Raw genomic sequence first — 17,398 nt, 5'->3', positions numbered from 1 at the left:
GGTGAAGCGGCTTTTGATCATCGGCATCGGCGCGGGCGACCCCGACCACCTGACGTTCCAGGCGGCCAAGGCGATCGCCGCCGCCGACGTCTTCCTCGTCGTGGACAAGGGCGAGGCCAAGCACGACCTGGCCGGGCTGCGGCACGACCTCATCGCGGCGCACGGCCGGCACCCGTACCGGATCGTGGAGGCCCGCGACCCCGAGCGCGACCGGGACGCCGCCGCCTACGCCGCCGCCGTGGAGGACTGGCGGTCGCGGCGCGCGCGGATCTACGAGTCGTTCGTCACCGGCGAGCTGGCCGACGGGCAGACCGGCGCGATCCTCGTCTGGGGCGACCCCGGCGTCTACGACAGCACCCTCGCGGCGCTGGAGGAGGTGGGCGCCGAGTTCGAGGTCGAGGTGATCCCCGGCATCAGCAGCGTCTCGGCGCTCACCGCGCGGCACCGCGTCGGGCTCACGCGGGTGGGCCGTCCCGTCCACGTCACCACCGGGCGCCGCCTCGCCGCCGAGGGACCCACCGCCGACGACGTGCTCGTCATGCTGGACGCGCACTGCGCGTTCGCCGAGGCGGGCGACGGCTACCACATCTACTGGGGCGCCTACCTCGGCACGCCCGACGAGATCCTCGTCTCCGGCCCGGTCGCGGAGGTGGCCGAGGAGATCCGCGCCGTGCGCGCCGAGGCCCGCGCCCGCAAGGGGTGGATCATGGACACCTACCTCCTGCGGCGCGAGTCCCCGGCGCGCCCCTGACCGGCGCCGGCGGGCGCGGCGCCGGCGGGCGTCAGGCCCTGAACGCGGCGCGCTCCTCGGCCGGGGCGGCCTGCCCGCCCGCGGCGGTGACCGAACGCCCGCGCCCGGGGATGGCCAGCGCGACGATCCCGGCGAGCAGCGCCACGCCGCAGCCGATCAGCAGACCGGCCCGGAAGCCGTCCTCGGACGGCAGCACGTGCCCGCCGAGGTCGATGGTCAGCTGGGACAGCACGACCCCGACCACGGCCGCCGACACCGAGGTGCCGACCGAGCGCATCAGCGTGTTGAAGCTGTTGGCCGAGGCGGTCTCCGACCGCGGCACCGCGCCCATGATGAGGGCGGGCATCGCGCCGTAGGCGAGGCCGACGCCCATGCCGCAGATCGCCGTGACGATCATCAGTCCCCACGCGGCGCCGATGAGCAGCGTGGACGACCCGTACCCGAGCGCGATCACCAGGCTTCCGGCGACCAGGGTGACCTTGGGCCCGCGGGCGGCCGACAGCCGCGCGCCGAGCGGGGAGACCGCCATCATCAGCAGGCCGGACGGCACCATCCACAGGCCCGCGGCGACCATCGACTGGCCGAGCCCGTACCCGGTCTCCTTCGGCAGCTGCAGCAGCTGCGGCACGATCAGCGCCTGGGCGTACATCGAGAACCCGATCACGACCGAGGCGGCGTTGGTGAGCAGCACCTGGGGGCGCGCGGTGACGCGCAGGTCGACCAGCGGGTCGCGGCTCCGCAGCTCCCACCAGCCCCACGCCAGCAGGACGACGACCGTGGCGGCGAAAAGGCCGATGGTCGTGCCGCTCGCCCACCCCCAGTCGGCGCCCTTGGAGACGCCGAGCAGCAGGCACACGAGGCCGGCGCCGAGACCGACCGCGCCCACGGTGTCGAAGCGGCCCCGTGCCTGGACGGGCGTGGCCGGCACCAGCAGGTAGATCAGCGTGGCGACGAGCGCGCTCAGCGCGGCCGAGCCCCAGAACAGCACCCGCCAGCTCGTGTTCTCGGCGATCAGGGCCGCGAGCGGCAGCCCGAACGCCCCGCCGATCCCCATCGACGAGCTCAGCAGCGCGATCGAGGACCCCAGCCGCTCGGGCGGCAGCAGGTCGCGCAGCGCGCTGATGCCGAGCGGGATCATGCCCATGCCGACCCCCTGCATGCCTCGCCCGACGACCATCGGGATCAGCGAGCCGGACAGCGCGCAGATCACCGACCCGCTGATCAGGGGCACCATGCAGACCAGCAGCATCCGGCGCTTGCCGTACAGGTCGCCGAGCCGTCCGATCATCGGCATGGCGACCGCGGAGGCCAGCAGCGTCGAGGTGACCACCCAGGTCGCGTTGGAGGGCGTGGTGTCCAGCAGCCGCGGCAGCTGGGCGATCAGCGGCACCACGAGGGTCTGCATGAACGCGGCGACGATGCCGCCCACGGCGAGAACGCCGACGATCCCGCCGGGTCGGACGGCGGGCGCGGACTCGTCCACGTGACATCCCTTCTGTCGGGTCGAGGAACTTGTGCACCATACATACGTTATGGTCGATGCACAACTTATGTACGGTGCATATCCCTGTGGTAGGCATGGGGGGCGAGCATCGAGGCAGGAGCGACCCGGGCGGAGCGCGTCCGGGAGAAGGACCGGCATGCACAAGCCCACGGATCTGATCGAGTACGAGACCATGCTGCTCGGGCGGCACAGCCTGGCCACCCGCCGCTCCCGGCGCGAGGGCGGCCTGCTGGAGCGCAGCGCCTACATCCTGCTCAGCCGCATCCGCATCGACGGCCCGATGTCGATCCGGCAGCTCAGCGAGGCGTTCGACCTGGACCCCTCGACGCTGAACCGGCAGACCTCGGCCATGCTGCGCGACGGCCTCGTCGAGCGCATCCCCGACCCGGCCGGCGGCATCGCCCGCAAGTTCCGCATCACCGCCGAGGGCGAGCGCCGCCTCGACAGCGAGCGCGGCCAGATCGTCGCCGGGATCGACAAGATCATGGCGGACTGGACGGCGGAGGAGGTCGAGGCCTTCGCCTCCTTCCTCCAGCGCTTCAACACCGACATCGAGCGCCTCGCCGGAAGTCCCTGGCCCCGCCCCTAGCCGGAGTGTCGGCAAGCCCCGGCCGCGCCGTTACCCTGGGGCGATGCGCCTCGGTGTGAACGTCCCCAATTTCGGCCCCGGCACCGACCCGGGCGTCCTGCGGCAGTGGGCGCGGACGGTCGAGGGCCTCGGCTTCGACCTGCTGATGGTCTCCGACCACGTCGCGGTCACGGGCGACGTCGCCGCGCAGTACCCGGCCCCGTTCTACGAGCCGTTCACCACGCTGTCCTGGCTGGCCGGCGTGACCGAGCGGGTGCGGCTCGGCACCACCGTGCTGGTCGTCCCGTACCGGCATCCGCTGCTCGTCGCCCGCATGGCCGCCAACCTCAACGACCTGAGCGGCGGGCGGCTCGTCCTCGGCGTGGGAGTCGGCTGGGCCCGTGAGGAGTTCGCGGCGCTCGGCGTGCCCTTCACCCGGCGCGGCGCCCTCACCGACGAGCATCTGCGGGCGATCCGCGCCGCCTGGGAGGACGAGGGCGACTACCGCGCGGGGCGCATCCCCCTCTGGATCGGCGGCAACAGCGACGCCGCGCTCCGGCGGGCCGTGCGCATCGGCGACGCCTGGCACCCTCTGCGTTTCACCCTCCCCTGGCTCCGCGGCGCGCTGGAGCGGCTGAAGGCCGTCGCGGACGAGCAGGGACGTCCGGTGCCCGCCCTGGAGCCCCGCATCGCCCTGCGGGTGACGTCCTCCCCTGTCACCGGCCCCGACCGGCTCGCCGGCGAGGGGACCGTGGAGCAGGTCGCCGGCGACCTCGAGCAGTTGCGGCTGCTCGGCTCGGGCACGGTCCTCCTCGACCCCTTCAACGGCGATCCGGACGAGACCCGGCGCCCGGGCGACGCCTGGCGCGATCTCGCGGCGGTCGCCGCCGTGCACGGGGCGGCGGTCGCCGCCCCGGAGGCCGCCGGGTAGTCCAGGAGATCGGGGACCGGGCATGGCCGGGGCCCGTCCACCCGGTTAACGATCAGTGAAGTTATCGCTCTCATCGCGGGACCCGGTCACGGCACGGCAGTAGGCTCGGCGCGAAACCAGCGCAGGTCGGAGAGGAACCGGGCCCTTGAGCGTGATCAATGTCGGGCAGGCGATCGTCCTCGGGATCGTGGAGGGCCTGACCGAGTTCCTCCCGGTCTCCTCGACCGGGCACTTGAAGATCACCGAGGGTCTGATGAACATCCCGGTGGACGACAAGTCCGTGGTCGGGTTCACCGCGGTGATCCAGGTCGGCGCGATCGCGGCGGTGCTGGTGTACTTCTTCTCCGACATCGTCCGGATCGTCAAGGCGTGGGGCGTCGGGATCGCCCGGCCGTCCGAGCGCTACCACCACGACTACAAGTTCGCCTGGTGGGTCATCTACGCCACCATCCCGGTCGTGATCGTCGGGGTCGCCGCCAAGCCCCTCATCGAAGGCCCGCTCGCCTCGCTGTGGGTGGTCGCCGGGTCCCTGATCGGCGGCAGCGCCGTGATGTTCGCCGCGGACCGGCTCGGCACGCACAAGCGCGGCGAGGACGACACGTCCCTCACCGACGCGATGCTGATCGGCTCCTCGCAGATCCTCGCCCTGCTGTTCCCCGGCTTCTCCCGCTCGGGCGCGACGATGTCGACCGGGCTCATGCTCGGCCTCGACCGGGTCGCCGCGACCCGCCTGTCGTTCTTCCTGGGCATCCCCGCGCTGACCGGCGCCGGCATCTACGAGCTGCCGTCCGCGCTCGGCTCGGGCGCCGGCGTCCTGCCGCTCGCGGTGGGCACGGCGGTGTCGTTCGTCGTGGCCTACGCCTCCATCGCCTGGCTGCTGCGGTTCGTGGCCCGGCACAGCTTCACCTCGTTCGTGGTCTACCGCATCGTCGTCGGCCTCCTGCTGTTCGGCCTCCTCGGCGCGGGAACGTTGAACGCCTGAGCCTCGCGGGGTATGCGGAAGACTGTCACGGTCCGCACGCCGGTGGGAGCACCGCGTGCGCGCACACCCCGCTGAGGAACGGAGCGCCGAGCATGAACGACGCGATGTGGGCCGGAACGGTCTCCATCACCGGGCACGGGAAGGACGAGCTGGAGGCGTACCTGGCGCGGCCGCTGGGCGACGCCCCGCGCGGCGGCGTCGTGGTGATCCACCACATGCCCGGCTACGACCCCGGCACCAAGGAGTTCGTCCGGACGTTCGCCGCGCACGGATACGCCGCGATCGCCCCGAACCTGTACTCGCGCGAGGGCGCGGGCGCGAGCCCGGACGACCAGGCCGCCGCCGCCCGCGCCAAGGGCGGCGTCCCGGACGAGCAGCTCGTCGGCGACGTCGCCGGGGCCGCCGCGCATCTGAACTCGCTCGACCACGCCAACGGCCGGGTCGGCGTGATCGGGCACTGCTCGGGCGGGCGGCACGCGTTCCTGGCCGCCTGCGAGCTGGACCTCGACGCGGCGGTCGACTGCTACGGCGCCTTCGTCGTCGACGACCCGCCCGAGGACTACCCGACCTCCGCCCGGTCGATCGTCTCCAAGGCGCCCGGCCTGTCGTGCCCGCTGCTCGGCCTGTTCGGCGAGGAGGACCGGTTCCCCGCGCCCGAGGAGGTCGCCGCGCTGGACGCCGAGCTGACCAGGCTCGGCAAGGAGCACGAGTTCCACACCTATCCCGGCGCGGGGCACGCGTTCTTCGCCGTCGAGCGGCCCGCCTTCCGTCCCGCCGCCGCCAAGGACGGCTGGGGGAAGATCTTCGCCTTCTTCGACCGCCACCTGGGCGCCTGAAAGGAGACCCTCATGTGCACCTACCAGACGGTGAAGATGGAACTGGACGGCGCGGCGAAAGGAGCGAACGGCTGGTTCACGGTGACCGGCGGCGCGGTCTACGTCGACCACCCGTACCACGCCTGCCACGAGCACACCGTGAACATCGACTTCACCAACGCCGGGGAGGGGCCGTCCGCGCGCGTCGCGGTCGAGCTGACGGAGGAGTCGGCGCTGGCGCTGATCGAGGCCATCCAGGCGGCCCTCGCCGCCGCCCCTCCCGGCCTCGCCTCGGCCGCCGGCTGAGATAGGGATTCACCAAGCGACATTTTAAGGAAAGGCCGAAACAGGCGAGACGTGTCCGTTTCCAGGTGAATTGGCGGCATGGCGCCACGAACCCTTACGTTGGCTCCGTCGCTCATCGCATGCATGTCGTTACGGACATGTTCCATATCCCGCTTGGAGAGGACCTCAATGGAGATCCCGCTCGTCATCGACCCGGCCGGCAGCGACGTCCAGGGAGAGGCCGCGAAACTGCGGGCGCGGGGGCCGGTGACCCCCGTGGAGCTGCCCGGCGGCGTCGTCGCCTGGGCGGTGACCGGCCAGGAGCAGCTCAAGCGGCTGCTGGCCGACCCGCGGGTGTCCAAGGACCCGAACCTGCACTGGACGAAATGGATCGACGGCGAGATCGCGGAGGACTGGCCGCTGAGCCTGTGGGTCTCGGTGCGGAACATGTTCACCGCCTACGGCGACGACCACCGGCGGCTCCGCACGATCATCTCCCGGGCGTTCACCCCGCGCCGCACCGAGGCGCTGCGGCCGGACGTGGAGGAGATCACCCGGTCGCTGCTGGACGGCCTGGCCGCCGCCCCCGGCGGCCGCGCCGACCTGCGCGAGGCGTTCGCCTACCCGCTGCCCATCGAGGTGATCTGCCGGCTGTTCGGCGTCCCCGACGAGACCCGCCCCGCGCTGCGCCGCTGCGTGGACGGCGTCTTCAACACGGCGCTGACCTCCGAGGAGGCCTTCGCCAACCAGACCGAGATGTACGGCATCCTGCAGGACTTCGTGGCGTTCCGGCGCCGCGAGCCCGCCGACGACCTGGCCGGGGAGCTCATCTCCTCCCGCGACGAGGACGGCTCGCGGCTGAGCGAGCAGGAGCTGGTCGACACGCTGATCCTGATGATCTCCGCCGGGCACGAGACGACGGTGAACCTGCTCGACCAGGCGATCACGGCGCTGCTGACGCACCCGGAGCAGCGCGCGCTCGTCCGGTCCGGCGAGGTGCCGTGGGCGGAGGTCATCGAGGAGGCGCTGCGCTGGCAGGCGCCGGTCGCGAACCTGCCGCTGCGCTACGCCGTGGAGGACATCGACGTCGACGGCGTGACGATCGGGAAGGGCGAGGCGATCCTCGTCGCCTACGCCGCCGCGGGACGCGACCTCGCCCTGCACGGCGACGACGCCGACCTGTTCGACGTCAGGCGGGCGAACAAGGAGCACATCTCGTTCGGGCACGGCGTGCACTACTGCGTCGGCTCCCACCTCGCGCGGCTGGAGGCCGAGATCGCGCTGCCGGCGCTCTTCGGACGCTTCCCGGACCTGGCGCTGGCCGTCGACCCCGCCGAGCTGCGGCCGGTCGAGTCGTTCATCTCCAACGGCCACCGGACCCTTCCGGTCGTGCTCGGCTCCTGAGCCCCCGCTACCCCTCGCGGCGCGCCCGGGCCCGGCGCTTGCCCTCGTGCATCGCCTGGACCCGGGCGATCGGGATCGTGTGGCCCTGCTCGACGAGGTCGGCGGGGACCGGCTGCGGCTCCGGCATGAGGCCGGTCCAGACGTCGCGGCCCGCGAGCAGGGCGGCGGCCGTGCGGATCGTGAAGTCCGAGGGCGCCACCCGGTCGAGGTCGTCCCAGGCGACCGGGAACGAGACCGGCGTTCCCGGCCGGATCCGCGGGCTGTAGGCGGCGACGACGGTCGCGCCGCCCGCGCGGGTCGAGTCGAGGAACACCTTGCCGCCGCGGTCCTCGCGGATGAACGCCGTCGTGACCAGGCCGGGGTCGAGCCGCTCGGCGCGGACGGCCAGGGCGCGCGTCGCGGCGGCGACGTCCTCGACGCGCGTGGCGCCGTCGAGGGGGGCGAACACGTGGACGCCCTTGGCGCCGCTCGTCTTGACGGCGCCCCGCAGGCCCGAGTCGGCCATCGCGCGGCGCACGAGGTGGGCGGCGGCGACCGCGTCGCCGAACGCGTCCGGGCCGGGCGGGTCGATGTCGAGCACCAGGTGGGTGGGCCTGTCCCATGTCTCGGCGCGCACGAGGGGCGGGTGGTACTCGACGGCGCGCTGGTTCGCGAACCACAGCAGGGTGCGGCGGTCGTCGCACAGCGCGTAGGACACCTCCCGCTGCGAGGTCGCCGCCCACACCGCCACCGTCCGCACCCAGGACGGCGTGTACTTCGGCGTGTTCTTCTGCATGAACGGCTTCTGGCCGCGCAGCACGCGCTTGACCGACAGCGGCCGGCCTTCGAGCTGCGGGACCAGGCATCCGGCGACGGCGTCCAGGTAGTCGACCAGGTCGCGTTTCGTCGCGTCCGCCCCCTCGAACAGGGGCTGGTCGAGGTTCGTCAGCCGAACCCCGTCACGCTCTTCATCGGCGCTCACCCCACCAGCTTCGCACGCGGGGCCGACAGCGCCGTGGGGTAGCGTCGCCCCCATGTACGTACCGGCGCATTTCTCGGCGGACGACGCCGAGGTCAGGGAGCTGCTGGCCGGGTGCGGGGCCGCCGACCTCGTCACCGCCTCCCCGCGGGGGCTGGTCGCGACGTACCTGCCCGTCCTGTACGACCCGTCGGTGGGCGAGCACGGCGCGATGCTGGCGCATGTGGCGCGCAACAACGACCAGTGGCGCGAGCCCGCCGCCGGGGAGTCGCTGCTCATCGTCCACGGGCCGGACGCGTACGTGTCGCCGTCCTGGTACGCGTCCAAGGCCGAGCACGGGCGGGTCGTGCCGACGTGGAACTATCTCACCGCCCACGTCTACGGCCGCCTCGTCGTGCACGACGACCCGGCGTGGGTGGAGTCGATGGTCCGCCGCCTGACCGAGCGCCACGAGCGGGGCCGCGCCCCGTCCTGGACGGTCGACGACGCCCCGCCCGCGTTCGTCGCCGGTCAGCTGCGGGCGATCGTGGGGCTGGAACTGCGCGTCACGCGCGTCGAGGCCAAGGCGAAGATGAGCCAGAACCGCCCCGAGGCCGACATCGCGGGCGTCGTCGCGGGTTACCGCGCCCAGGGCGACACGACCATGGCGGACGCGGTGGAAGCGGCGAAGGCGCGAGGCGAGGGGTAGCGCGGCGGGTCAGCGGGGGCGCCAGGGAGACTCGGCGGAGGTGGGGCGGGCGTCGGCCGCCACCCGGAGCGCGTAGGTGGGGGTCGGGGCGCCGTCCACGGGGCCCAGGTAGTCGTGGCCGGTCAGATGGCACCAGGCCGGCAGGTCGATGGGGGCCGCCGGGTCGGCGGCGATGAGGTGGACGACGGTTCCGGGCGCCAGGTCCGCGATGCGGCCGCGCAGTTCGAGCAGGAGGCGCACGCAGGAACGGTCGCCGCCGTCGATGACGACCGGGTCCGAGCTCATTCCCACCTCCGGGGTCCACGAGGCTTTCCGGCGTAGGGGGAAATATAGAGCTTTGGTGTGACAAGGGTGGTGGTCAGACCGGGCGAGCCCGTGCGCACCGCCGGGTTCGGGCCCTCCCTGGCGCCGACGGGCACGCTTTGATCAAAGATTTCCGCGCGGGTCATCCGGGACCGGGATCTGAGCGTCAAGTTCGTGTCCGGTGCGGCAAGACGGCGTCGGGGCGCGCGTCCTCCAAGGCGACAAAACAGGATCAATCGCTAGCGAACGGGTTCGTCGGCGATATGGATGAGGGAGGTCCTAGACTTGACTCTTTCTTTCAGGTTTCGTCCAGCTTTGGAGCTTACAGTCGCAGTGAAGTACCCCCCGTTGTCATCCAGGTGAGGAAATCGGCTTTGGGGCGAGTCATGGATCTCGGAGTGGGACGAGTGGAGCGCACGGAGACCTGCGGGACGCTGACGTTCCCGGACGAGGTCGACCTCAGCAACGGCGAGGCGGTCCTGGCGCAGGCCGTCCGGCTTCTGGACTCCGGGACGCCCGCCCTGATCCTCGACCTGACCGGCTGCACGTTCTGCGACTCCAACGGGCTGAACGTGATCACGCGGTCGCAGATGCGGGCGACCGAGCTGGGCGTGCCCATGTGGGTGGTGCTGCCGCCGCGCGGGATCGTCCGCCGGGTGTCGGAGGTGGCGGGGCTGCAGCGCCGCGTCGCCATCGCCCCGGACGTGGCGACGGCCCGCGAGGCGCTCTCGGCGTCCGCGAGCGGGTAGCGCCTCAGCGCTCCAGGGCGCGGTCGATCCACTCGTCCGCGACGCCGAGGAGCAGGTGGCCCGCGCCGAGGATGCTGGCGTCGCGGCCCGCGCGGGAGGTCGCGATCTCCAGGTTGCGGGTGGCGAGCGGCAGGCAGCGCTCGTAGATGACGCCCCGGATCGTCGCGACGAGCGGCTCGGCGTTGGACAGGCTGCCGCCGATGACGAGCGCGTCGGGGTTGAAGAAGTTCACGAGCGCGGTCAGCACGTCGCCGATGAGGCGCCCGGCCGTGCGCACCGCGCTGGTCGCCTGGGGGACGCCGTCGGCGACGAGGTCGACGATCCGGGACGGGTTGTCGGCCTCGATGCCCTGGGCGGCGAGGGACGCGGCGAGGGCGGCGCCGCTGGCGTGGGCCTCCAGGCAGTCGGGGTGGCCGCAGGAGCAGTCGACGGTGGCCTCGGACAGGATCCGGACGTGGCTGATGTCGCCCGCCGCGCCGCGCCCCCGGTGCAGCCGCCCGTCGACGATGACGCCGCAGCCGATGCCGCTGCCGAGTTTGATGACCATCACGTTGTCGAGGGACGGCCATGACCCGCGGTGCTCGCCGACGGCCATGAGGTTGGCGTCGTTCTCGACCAGGGCCGGGACGCCGGCGCCGCCGGCCACGTAGTCGCGGACGGGGAAGTCGTTCCAGCCGGGCATGCGCGAGGGCGAGACGACCTGGCCCGTCGCCGGGTCGACCGGACCGGGCAGCCCGATCCCGACGCCGCGGACGGGGACGTCCCCGAGGCCGTGCTCGCGGGCGAGGGCGTGCAGGCTGCGCAGGACTGCCGCCAGCGTCTCCTCGGGCCCGAGGGCGATGTCGCACGCGAGGTCGGACAATGCGAGGGGCGTACCCGCGAGGTCGGCGACCGCGAGGCGGGCGTGGTGCGCACCGAGGTCGGCGACCAGGTACACGCCCGCCGCGCGGGCGAGCCGAAGGCGGCGGGGCCGCCGGCCCCCGCGCGAGGCCCCGGCGCCTTCCTCTGCGAACAGGCCGGCCTCGATGAGCTGCTCGACCCGCAGCGAGACGCTGGAGGCGGCGAGGCCGGAGAGCCGGGCGAGCTCGGCCCGCGACTCCGCCTGGCCGGTCGCCACCAGCCGCACGAGTGCCGCCGGTCCGTCGTCTCTGCTGTTACGCACCCCAGATAGATAGCATGCGCGAACTTGATACGGCAACGCGTTGACTTACGTCGATTTGACGCTCTATCGTCCTCTTTGACTTCGATATCGAAGGAAGTTGGGACGTAGGTGACCGAATGATCGAGGTTCGCGGCCTGTACAAGCGCTTCGGCGACCACACCGCCCTGCGCGAGGTCGACCTGGACGTGGCCCGCGGCGAGGTCGTCGTGGTGATCGGCCCGTCCGGGTCGGGCAAGTCGACGCTGTGCCGGTGCCTGAACCGGCTGGAGACGCCGGACGCGGGCGTCATCCGCATCGACGGCGAGGAGCTGCCCGCGGAGGGCCGCGCCCTCGCCCGCCTCCGCGCGGACGTCGGCATGGTCTTCCAGTCGTTCAACCTGTTCCAGCACAAGACCGTCCTGGAGAACCTGACGCTCGCGCCCACCCGGGTGCGCGGCGTCTCGCGCGCCGAGGCCGAGCGGACCGCGCGCGAGCTGCTCGACCGGGTCGGCATCGGCGAGCAGGCGGGCAAGCTGCCCGCGCAGCTGTCCGGCGGCCAGCAGCAGCGCGCCGCGATCGCCCGCGCGCTCGCCATGCGGCCGAAGGCGATGCTGTTCGACGAGCCGACCTCGGCGCTCGACCCGGAGATGGTCGGCGAGGTCCTCGACGTGATGACGGGCCTCGCCCGCGACGGCATGACGATGGTGGTCGTCACCCACGAGATGGGCTTCGCCCGCCGGGTCGCCGACCGCGTCGTGTTCATGGCGGACGGCGAGGTCGTGGAGACCGCGACGCCGGCCGCCTTCTTCGACTCCCCCGCCAGCGACCGGGCCCGGGACTTCCTGGCCAAGGTCCTCAGCCACTAGTGCGACCCCGGCGCGCCGCCCATGGCGCGCCACCCGAGAAAGGTTGATGATCATGGTGCGTACCCCTGCGGGGATGCGGCGGGCGGCGGTGGCCGCGGTGGCCGCGCTGTCGCTGACGGGCCTGGCGGCCTGCTCCGGCGGCGACTCCGACTCCGCGGTGCCCGGCTCCGGCGGCGGCAAGGGCGACGACCTGGCGGCCTCGGCCCCGGTCGCCGCGAGCCTGCCCGCCGGCTCGACCATGGAGAAGATCAAGCAGCGCGGCGAGCTGGTGGTGGGCGGCTCGCTGGACGCGCCCCTGCTCTCCCAGCAGAACCCGGCGACCAAGAAGGTCGAGGGGCTGGACGCCGACTTCGGCCGGCTGCTCGCCAAGTACATCATCGGCAAGCCCAACGTGAAGATCGTCAACTCGGCGTCGGAGACCCGCGAGGCGCTGCTGTCCAACGGCACCGTGGACGTGGTGTTCCAGACCTACAGCATCACTCCGGAGCGCGCCAAGCAGGTCGCGTTCGCCGGGCCGTACTACAGCTCCGGCCTGGTCATCGCCACCAAGAAGGACGAGACGGGCATCAAGACCCCGGCCGACCTCAAGGGCAAGACCGTCATCGCGGGCGCCAACACCCCGGCGATCCCGGCCATCAAGAAGGCCGCCCCCGGCGCGAAGATCGTCACGTTCGGCAGCGACCCCGAGTGCGTGCAGGCCCTCAAGCAGGGCCGCGGCGACGCCTACGTCCAGGACGAGGCCGTGCTGCTCGCGACCGCCAAGCAGGACCCGTCGATCCAGATCCAGGGCAAGCCGTTCACCAGCGACCCGTACGGCATCGGCCTCAAGCACGGCGACGCGCAGATGAAGCAGTTCGTCAACGACTGGCTCAAGCAGATCCAGCAGTCGGGCCTGTGGGCGAAGGTCTGGAAGAACTCGATCGGGACGGTCGTGCAGGGCGAGGCGCCGCAGCCGCCCGCGATCGGCTCGGCCCCGGGCTCGGAGTGAGCGGAGGCCCCGCCCTGTCATGAACGTCATCACCGACCACCTCGGGGAGTTCGGCGACGGCCTGCTGCTCACCGTCGAGCTGACGCTGCTGGCCCTCGCCGGAGCCCTCGTGACCGGGACCGCGGTCGCCGCGATGCGGGTCAGCCCGGTGCGCGTGCTGCGCGCCGCCGGGATGGCCTACGTCGAGGTGCTGCAGAACATCCCGCTGCTGGTGTGGCTCGTCATCGCCGTGTTCGGGCTGCCCGAGATCGGGGTGATCGCCGGGCTGTTCACCACCTCGGTCGTCGTGATCGCCCTCTACCAGGGGGCGTACACGGCCGAGGCGATCCGCTCCGGGATCAACGCGGTGCCGGCCGGGCAGGGCGAGGCCGCCCGCGCGCTCGGGCTGACGTTCGTCCAGTCGCTGCGGCTGGTCGTCCTGCCGCAGGCGCTGCGGACGGTCGTCCAGCCGCTCGGCAACATCGCGATCATGACGCTGATGAACACGGCGCTGGCCGCCGCGGTCGGCGTGGTCGAGCTGACCGCCGCCGCGAACCGGGTCAACCTCGCCGAGGCTCAGCCGATCTGGATCTTCGTGACGGCGGGCCTGGCCTACATGGCGCTGTCGGCGGTCTTCGGGCTGGTGACCGGCGGCCTGGAACGGAAGCTGGCGATCCTGCGATGAGCTCCCCGCGCCTGCTGTTCGACGAGCCGGGCCCGCGCGCCCGGCGCCGCATCCGGATCGCCACCGCGCTGACCCTGCTCGGCGGCGCCGTCCTGGTCGCGCTCGCGCTGCGCCAGTTCGGCGAGAACGGCCAGCTCGCCGCCGACCGGTGGCGCCCGTACGGGACGTGGCCGATGTGGCGGTACCTGCTGGAGGGACTGCGCTCCACGCTCTACGCCGCGGTCGTCTCGATCGCCCTCGCCATGGCGGCCGGGGTCGCGCTCGCGCTCGGGCGGCTGTCGCCGGCGCGGTGGCTGCGCGTCCCGTCCGCGGCCTACGTCGAGATCGTCCGGACGGTCCCGGCGCTGCTGCTGGTCTACGTCGTGCTGTTCGCGCTGCCCAAGTACGGCCTCGACCTCCCGCTGTTCTGGAAGCTCGTCGTCCCGCTGTCGGTGTCCAACGCCGCCGCGTTCGCCGAGATCTTCCGGGCCGGGATCCGGTCGGTGGAGCGCGGGCAGCTGGAGGCGGGGCTCGCGCTCGGCCTGACCCGCGGGCGCGCGATGCGGCTGGTCGTGCTGCCGCAGGCGGCCCGGCGCGTCCTGCCGTCGCTGGTCAGCCAGTCCGCCGGGCTGCTGAAGGACACCTCGCTCGGCTACGTCGTCAGCTACGCCGAACTGCTCTACAGCGGGAAGGTGCTGGCGAACTACAACCACCTGCTCATCCAGACCTACCTGGTGATCGCGCTGATCTACCTGGTGATCAACGCGTCGCTGGCCAAGCTCGCGCGGACGCTGGAGGCGCGGCAGCGGACCCGTCCGTCCCGCGCCGTCCGCGAGGCCGCCCCGGCGGCGCGACCGTGAGGATCGACATGTACGAAGCACTGGCCGAGGTCGTGCGCAACGGCTTCGCCGAGAGCCGCCACTACGGCAGCGTCGCCGGGCTCGCCCCGGACGGCTCCCTCGCCCACGCGCGGGGCGCCGTCGAGGAGACGGTCCTGCCGCGCTCCACGACCAAGCCGTTCCAGGCGCTCGCCTGCCTGAAGGCGGGCGCGGCGCTGCGCGGGGAGCGCCTCGCGATCGCGGCGGGCAGCCACACCGGCGAGGACTTCCACGTCAAGGCCGTCGAGGGGATCCTCGCGGACGCGGGCCTCGGCGTGGAGGCACTGCGGTGCCCGCCGTCCTGGCCCGAGGACGAGGCGACCAGGAACGCGCTGGTCAGGGCGGGCGAGAGCGAGTCGCGGGTGCGGATGAACTGCTCCGGCAAGCACGCCGCCATGCTCGCCGCGTGCGCCGCCAACGGCTGGCCGCTCGACACCTACCTCGACCCGTCGCACCCCCTGCAGCAGCTGGTGCGGCAGGTGATGGCCGACTGCGCCGGGGAGGACCCCTCCCCCGTCGCGATCGACGGGTGCGGCGCGCCGCTGTTCGGCCTCACCCTGACCGGCCTCGCCCGCGCCGCGCGGTCCCTCGTCCTGACCGAGGACGCCCGCCCGGTCGCGGACGCCATGCGCGCCCACCCCGAGTACGTGGGCGGGACCGGGCACGTCAACACCGAGCTCATGCGGGCGCTGCCCGGCTCGGTCGCCAAGGGCGGCGCGGAGGGCGTGCTCGTCGCCGCCACCGCCGAGGGCCGCGCCGTCGCGGTGAAGGTCATCGACGGCAGCCCCCGCGCCACCACCGCCATCGCGCTGCGCGCGCTCGCCGCGCTCGGCGCCGACACCACCCAGGCCGACCCGCTGGGCGCCGTCCCCGTCCTCGGCGGCGGGCGCCCGGTGGGCGAGATCCGCACCATTCCGGAAGGACGTCCGTGAGCCTCACCTACGAGATCTGCATCGACAGCGTCGCGGGGGCCGTCGCCGCCGAGAAGGCGGGCGCCCACCGCGTCGAGCTGTGCGCGGCGCTGTTCGACGGGGGGCTCACCCCGACCCTGGGCACCGTCCGCGCCGCGCTCGCCGCCGTGTCGTCGATCAGGGTGCACGTCATCATCCGCCCGCGCGGCGGCGACTTCATCTTCGACGAGCACGAGGTCGCGGCGATGGAGCACGACGTCGCGCTCGTCCGGGAGGCCGGCGCGCACGGCGTGGTGATCGGCGCGCTCACCCCGGAGGGGACGGTCGACCGCCCGGTCGTCGAGCGGCTCATGGCGGCGGCGGGCGGGCTGCCCGTCACCTTCCACCGCGCCTTCGACATGGCCGCCGACCCGTTCGGCACGCTGGACGTCCTCGCCGGGCTCGGCGTGGCCCGCGTCCTGACGTCCGGGCAGGACGCGACCGCGCTGGAGGGCGCGCCGCTGATCGCCGAGCTGGTGCGGCACGCCGGGGACCGCGTCATCGTGATGCCCGGCGGCGGCGTCACCGACCGGAACGTCGCGCGGGTCGTGGCGGAGACCGGCGCCCGCGAGATCCACTTCGCCGCGCTCAGCGAGGAGCCGAGCCCGGCCGTGCACCGCAACCCGTACCCGTTCATGGGCGGGGAGCTGCGCAGGCCGGAGTACCAGCGCCTCGTCACGACGTCCGGCGGCATCGCCTCGGTCATCCGCGCCGCCGGCTAGCGCGCCGCCCGCCGACGCCCGCGGGCGCCGTCCGCCTCCCCCCGTGAGGGAAGGGTCAGGGCTTGCGGGCGACGGCGGCGTAACCGGCCACCTCGGCGGGCTCGCCCCAGGGAGTGTGCTCGGGACGCCACCTGGACATGGAGACGACTCCGGGGTCCAGGAGTTCGAGGCCGTCGAAGAAGCGGGTGACGGCCGCGCGCGTGCGCGGCACCATCGGATTGGCCGACCTCTCGTTCCAGTCCTGCTGCGCCTCGGCCTGGGCGGTCTCCCCCGCGTCGAAGTCCAGGGTGGCGTGCGTCATCACCAGGTGACTTCCGGACGGCACGGCGTCCAGCAGCACGTCGAGGACGTGGCGGGCCTCGCCGTCGTCGTGGACGAAGTGCATGATGCCCAGCAGCATGATCGCCACCGGCCTTCCGAAGTCGAGCGTCGCGGCGGCCTTCGCCAGGATGTCGCCCGGTTCGCGCAGATCGGCGTGGATGTAGTGGCAGGCGCCCTCGGGGCTGCTGCTGAGCAGAGCCCGCGCGTGGGTCAGCACCAGGGGATCGTTGTCCACGTAGACGATGCGCGCGTCCGGCGCCGCGCGCTGCGCGACCTCGTGGGTGTTGTCCATGGTCGGCAGGCCGGTGCCGATGTCGAGGAACTGGCGGACGCCGGCCTCGCCCGCGAGGTGGCGGACGGACCTGCCGAGGAACGCGCGGTCGGCGAGGGCGATGTCGACGATCTGCGGGAACACGGCCCGGAACCGCTCGGCGGCCCGCTGGTCGACCTCGTAGTTGTCCTTCCCGCCGAGCAGATGGTTCCAGACCCGCGCCGAATGCGGGACGTTCGTGTCGATCTCCGGTCCCTCGGCCACGGCGGCACCTCCACGATCTTCGGTTTCCGCCCAACCTAGCGCCGCGACGAGCCGCCCGGCCACCGGTCCGCCCCGCACCGCACGGGCGCACCGCGGTCGGGCGGGCGCACCGCGGTCGGGCGGTTCTTTACTTGATCTTGTGGCTCCAGGGATGCCGGGGAGTTGCGGACGGGGCATGGATGTCTGCGACCGGTACCGGACGGCACCACGGACCGGGCCGGGACGGCATGACGAGCGGGAGCGGGGCACATGCAGGTGAAGCTGGAGGCGGAGCTCGGCCGCATCCCGATCGACGACGTGGCGCCGGTGGTGGGGTGCGGGCGGTGGCCGGCGAAGGCGGTGGTGGGCGAGACCGTCGAGGTGTCGGCGACGGTGTTCCGGGAGGGGCACGAGCGGCTGGGCGCGGCGGTGGTGCT

21 protein-coding genes are annotated in these 17,398 nt (G+C 72.9%); 16 read left to right on the top strand and 5 right to left on the bottom strand.

Going from position 1 to position 17,398, the window contains the following annotated elements:
* Position 1: 1 nt before the first annotated feature.
* Entirely contained in the window at positions 2–751 is a 750-nt protein-coding gene (gene cobF / locus AB0C87_RS31935; protein ID WP_345186824.1) for a precorrin-6A synthase (deacetylating), read from the top strand.
* A gap of 31 nt (positions 752–782) precedes the next feature.
* On the opposite strand, the gene AB0C87_RS31930 is transcribed toward cobF, so the two are convergent.
* Positions 783–2,234: an MFS transporter gene (locus AB0C87_RS31930; RefSeq protein ID WP_360580913.1), complete on the bottom strand. Its 1,452-nt coding sequence runs from the start codon at positions 2,232–2,234 to the stop codon at positions 783–785.
* 157 nt (positions 2,235–2,391) lie between these two features.
* On the opposite strand from AB0C87_RS31930, the gene AB0C87_RS31925 reads away from it, so the two are divergent.
* The 6 genes from AB0C87_RS31925 (at position 2,392) to AB0C87_RS31900 (ending at position 7,240) form a co-directional block, all read left to right on the top strand.
* Complete coding sequence (locus tag AB0C87_RS31925; protein WP_345186828.1) at positions 2,392–2,844, top strand: MarR family transcriptional regulator; 453 nt, start codon at positions 2,392–2,394, stop codon at positions 2,842–2,844.
* A 43-nt stretch (positions 2,845–2,887) separates the two neighbouring features.
* Positions 2,888–3,754: an LLM class flavin-dependent oxidoreductase gene (locus tag AB0C87_RS31920; RefSeq protein ID WP_360580911.1), complete on the top strand. Its 867-nt coding sequence runs from the start codon at positions 2,888–2,890 to the stop codon at positions 3,752–3,754.
* Positions 3,755–3,905: 151 nt separating this feature from the next.
* The gene (locus AB0C87_RS31915; RefSeq protein ID WP_345186877.1) at positions 3,906–4,736 is read left to right on the top strand and encodes an undecaprenyl-diphosphate phosphatase; all 831 of its coding nucleotides are present in this window, start codon (positions 3,906–3,908) and stop codon (positions 4,734–4,736) included.
* A 92-nt stretch (positions 4,737–4,828) separates the two neighbouring features.
* Complete coding sequence (locus tag AB0C87_RS31910) at positions 4,829–5,572, top strand: dienelactone hydrolase family protein (RefSeq protein ID WP_345186834.1); 744 nt, start codon at positions 4,829–4,831, stop codon at positions 5,570–5,572.
* 12 nt (positions 5,573–5,584) lie between these two features.
* Positions 5,585–5,857 carry a DUF6295 family protein gene (locus tag AB0C87_RS31905; RefSeq protein ID WP_345186836.1) on the top strand — a complete coding sequence of 91 codons (273 nt, stop codon included), beginning with the start codon at positions 5,585–5,587 and terminating at the stop codon, positions 5,855–5,857.
* Positions 5,858–6,010: 153 nt separating this feature from the next.
* Positions 6,011–7,240, top strand: a complete 1,230-nt coding sequence (locus AB0C87_RS31900) for a cytochrome P450 (RefSeq protein WP_345186838.1) — start codon at positions 6,011–6,013, stop codon at positions 7,238–7,240.
* A gap of 7 nt (positions 7,241–7,247) precedes the next feature.
* Here AB0C87_RS31900 and AB0C87_RS31895 read toward each other — a convergent pair whose 3' ends face one another.
* The gene (locus AB0C87_RS31895; protein ID WP_345186840.1) at positions 7,248–8,201 is read right to left on the bottom strand and encodes an ATP-dependent DNA ligase; all 954 of its coding nucleotides are present in this window, start codon (positions 8,199–8,201) and stop codon (positions 7,248–7,250) included.
* Between the two features lie 52 nt (positions 8,202–8,253).
* Here AB0C87_RS31895 and AB0C87_RS31890 point away from each other — a divergent pair, with 52 nt between their 5' ends.
* Positions 8,254–8,886, top strand: coding sequence for an FMN-binding negative transcriptional regulator (locus AB0C87_RS31890; protein ID WP_360580909.1), 633 nt, complete (start codon positions 8,254–8,256; stop codon positions 8,884–8,886).
* A gap of 9 nt (positions 8,887–8,895) precedes the next feature.
* On the opposite strand, the gene AB0C87_RS31885 is transcribed toward AB0C87_RS31890, so the two are convergent.
* On the bottom strand, positions 8,896–9,171 hold the full coding sequence (locus tag AB0C87_RS31885; RefSeq protein ID WP_345186846.1) for a sulfurtransferase TusA family protein: 276 nt from the start codon (positions 9,169–9,171) through the stop codon (positions 8,896–8,898).
* A gap of 416 nt (positions 9,172–9,587) precedes the next feature.
* On the opposite strand from AB0C87_RS31885, the gene AB0C87_RS31880 reads away from it, so the two are divergent.
* Complete coding sequence (locus AB0C87_RS31880; protein WP_353835164.1) at positions 9,588–9,938, top strand: STAS domain-containing protein; 351 nt, start codon at positions 9,588–9,590, stop codon at positions 9,936–9,938.
* A 4-nt stretch (positions 9,939–9,942) separates the two neighbouring features.
* Here the strand turns inward: AB0C87_RS31880 and AB0C87_RS31875 are convergent, their stop codons facing one another.
* Positions 9,943–11,100 carry an ROK family protein gene (locus tag AB0C87_RS31875; RefSeq protein WP_345186851.1) on the bottom strand — a complete coding sequence of 386 codons (1,158 nt, stop codon included), beginning with the start codon at positions 11,098–11,100 and terminating at the stop codon, positions 9,943–9,945.
* A 116-nt stretch (positions 11,101–11,216) separates the two neighbouring features.
* Between AB0C87_RS31875 and AB0C87_RS31870 the strand changes: the two genes are divergently transcribed.
* Genes AB0C87_RS31870 through AB0C87_RS31845 form a run of 6 tightly spaced genes read left to right on the top strand, consistent with a single transcriptional unit; the run spans position 11,217 to position 16,126 of the window.
* Positions 11,217–11,945, top strand: coding sequence for an amino acid ABC transporter ATP-binding protein (locus tag AB0C87_RS31870; protein WP_345186853.1), 729 nt, complete (start codon positions 11,217–11,219; stop codon positions 11,943–11,945).
* A 52-nt stretch (positions 11,946–11,997) separates the two neighbouring features.
* Complete coding sequence (locus AB0C87_RS31865; protein ID WP_345186855.1) at positions 11,998–12,933, top strand: glutamate ABC transporter substrate-binding protein; 936 nt, start codon at positions 11,998–12,000, stop codon at positions 12,931–12,933.
* 19 nt (positions 12,934–12,952) lie between these two features.
* A complete protein-coding gene (locus AB0C87_RS31860) occupies positions 12,953–13,597 on the top strand; it encodes an amino acid ABC transporter permease (RefSeq protein ID WP_345186857.1) in 645 nt (214 codons plus the stop codon).
* Positions 13,594–14,436: an ABC transporter permease subunit gene (locus AB0C87_RS31855; protein WP_353835166.1), complete on the top strand. Its 843-nt coding sequence runs from the start codon at positions 13,594–13,596 to the stop codon at positions 14,434–14,436. Before AB0C87_RS31860 ends, AB0C87_RS31855 begins: the two co-directional genes overlap by 4 nt.
* 8 nt (positions 14,437–14,444) lie before the next feature.
* Positions 14,445–15,386, top strand: a complete 942-nt coding sequence (locus AB0C87_RS31850; RefSeq protein WP_360580906.1) for an asparaginase — start codon at positions 14,445–14,447, stop codon at positions 15,384–15,386.
* Positions 15,383–16,126: a copper homeostasis protein CutC gene (locus AB0C87_RS31845; RefSeq protein WP_345186868.1), complete on the top strand. Its 744-nt coding sequence runs from the start codon at positions 15,383–15,385 to the stop codon at positions 16,124–16,126. The genes AB0C87_RS31850 and AB0C87_RS31845 overlap by 4 nt, the downstream gene beginning before the upstream one ends.
* A gap of 55 nt (positions 16,127–16,181) precedes the next feature.
* On the opposite strand, the gene AB0C87_RS31840 is transcribed toward AB0C87_RS31845, so the two are convergent.
* Positions 16,182–16,982 carry an SAM-dependent methyltransferase gene (locus tag AB0C87_RS31840; RefSeq protein ID WP_353835168.1) on the bottom strand — a complete coding sequence of 267 codons (801 nt, stop codon included), beginning with the start codon at positions 16,980–16,982 and terminating at the stop codon, positions 16,182–16,184.
* A 249-nt stretch (positions 16,983–17,231) separates the two neighbouring features.
* On the opposite strand from AB0C87_RS31840, the gene AB0C87_RS31835 reads away from it, so the two are divergent.
* Positions 17,232–17,398: maltotransferase domain-containing protein (locus tag AB0C87_RS31835; RefSeq protein ID WP_360581023.1), on the top strand; the 167-nt coding region annotated here is incomplete at its 3' end.

Origin of the sequence: Actinomadura sp. NPDC048021, from assembly GCF_040653135.1 — a bacterium.
In the GTDB taxonomy this organism is placed as follows: Bacteria; Actinomycetota; Actinomycetes; order Streptosporangiales; family Streptosporangiaceae; genus Spirillospora; species Spirillospora verrucosospora.
The sequence above is the reverse complement of the archived record's forward strand: the minus strand, read 5'-3'. Positions and strand labels throughout refer to the sequence as shown.

Excerpts from the sequence above, each read along its gene's own strand:
- AB0C87_RS31925 (WP_345186828.1), top strand. The coding sequence starts at position 2,392 with ATGCACAAGCCCACGGATCTGATCGAGTACGAGACCATGCTGCTCGGG.
- AB0C87_RS31920 (WP_360580911.1), top strand. The coding sequence starts at position 2,888 with ATGCGCCTCGGTGTGAACGTCCCCAATTTCGGCCCCGGCACCGACCCG.
- AB0C87_RS31910 (WP_345186834.1), top strand. The coding sequence starts at position 4,829 with ATGAACGACGCGATGTGGGCCGGAACGGTCTCCATCACCGGGCACGGG.
- AB0C87_RS31905 (WP_345186836.1), top strand. The coding sequence starts at position 5,585 with ATGTGCACCTACCAGACGGTGAAGATGGAACTGGACGGCGCGGCGAAA.
- AB0C87_RS31890 (WP_360580909.1), top strand. The coding sequence starts at position 8,254 with ATGTACGTACCGGCGCATTTCTCGGCGGACGACGCCGAGGTCAGGGAG.
- AB0C87_RS31885 (WP_345186846.1), bottom strand. The coding sequence starts at position 9,171 with ATGAGCTCGGACCCGGTCGTCATCGACGGCGGCGACCGTTCCTGCGTG.
- AB0C87_RS31870 (WP_345186853.1), top strand. The coding sequence starts at position 11,217 with ATGATCGAGGTTCGCGGCCTGTACAAGCGCTTCGGCGACCACACCGCC.
- AB0C87_RS31865 (WP_345186855.1), top strand. The coding sequence starts at position 11,998 with ATGGTGCGTACCCCTGCGGGGATGCGGCGGGCGGCGGTGGCCGCGGTG.
- AB0C87_RS31860 (WP_345186857.1), top strand. The coding sequence starts at position 12,953 with ATGAACGTCATCACCGACCACCTCGGGGAGTTCGGCGACGGCCTGCTG.
- AB0C87_RS31855 (WP_353835166.1), top strand. The coding sequence starts at position 13,594 with ATGAGCTCCCCGCGCCTGCTGTTCGACGAGCCGGGCCCGCGCGCCCGG.
- AB0C87_RS31850 (WP_360580906.1), top strand. The coding sequence starts at position 14,445 with ATGTACGAAGCACTGGCCGAGGTCGTGCGCAACGGCTTCGCCGAGAGC.